2 protein-coding genes are annotated in these 908 nt (G+C 67.0%); both read left to right on the plus strand.

The genetic code is table 11. The features are described from left to right. The coding region (locus tag Q7A36_RS40200; RefSeq protein ID WP_305109391.1) for a carbohydrate porin at positions 1-570 on the plus strand (570 nt) is incomplete at its 5' end. Beyond that, positions 525-857: a carbohydrate porin gene (locus tag Q7A36_RS40205; protein ID WP_305109392.1), complete on the plus strand. Its 333-nt coding sequence runs from the start codon at positions 525-527 to the stop codon at positions 855-857. The genes Q7A36_RS40200 and Q7A36_RS40205, both read left to right, overlap by 46 nt. Positions 858-908: the final 51 nt, after the last annotated feature.

Below are 908 nucleotides of genomic sequence, written 5' to 3' on the forward strand. Positions count from 1 at the left end.
GAGCGCATTACCATCACGCTCGGCAAGCTCGCGGTTTGGGACTTTTTTGACAACAACAGATATGCGCACGAACCGCGCACGCAATTCCTGAATTACGCGCTGGTCGGCGCCGGCGCCTTCGACTTCGCCAGCGACCCGGCGGGCTACACGCATGGCGCGGTGGTGGAATGGGAGAACGGCCGTTGGGCCACTCGGCTCGGCGCCTTCCAGGTCACCCGCAGCCAGGGGGGCGACCAGCTCGATGAGCGTGTCGGGCGGGGCTGGCAAGTGATTGGCGAACTCGACCGCTTCTGGTGGGCAGGCCGCTATCCCGGCGCGTTGCGGCTGCTCCTTGGAGCGTCCCGCGTGCGGGGGGCGCGCTACGACGACCTCACCCGGGCCCTGCAACAGGGGGTGACCGATACAGACCGCCTCCGTGCCTACCGAACCAAGGCGATGCTCGCGCTGAATTGGGAGCAGCAGGTCAATGACTCGCTCGGCATTTTCGCGCGGCTCGGCTGGAACGATGGCGGCACGCAAACTTCATGTTTACCGAGATGGACTGGTCCGTTTCAGCCGGCATCTCGGTGAATGGCTGGAGCTGGGAGCGATTCGCCGACACGGTGGGCTTGGCCTTCAACCTTGGAGGTCTGCACGGGCCGCAGCGGCGCTTCCTTGCCGCGGGCGGGTCCGGCTTCATCCTCGGCGATGGGCGCCTCGCCTACGCGCCTGAAGCGGTATTCGAAGCCTTCTACGACGCCAGGCTCGCGCCCGGGCTGCACGCCGCTGCCGACCTGCAGCTTGTCGTCAACCCGGGCTTCAACGCCGACCGAGGGCCTGTTCCGGTGGCGACGCTACGCCTACGCGCGGCGTTCTGACCACCCCGCGCGTAGGTCAGACGGGTTTGTCAAGCCTCGCGCGGACAGCGT

The sequence above is a fragment of the Paracraurococcus lichenis genome (genome assembly GCF_030657435.1).
In the GTDB taxonomy this organism is placed as follows: Bacteria; Pseudomonadota; Alphaproteobacteria; order Acetobacterales; family Acetobacteraceae; genus Paracraurococcus; species Paracraurococcus lichenis.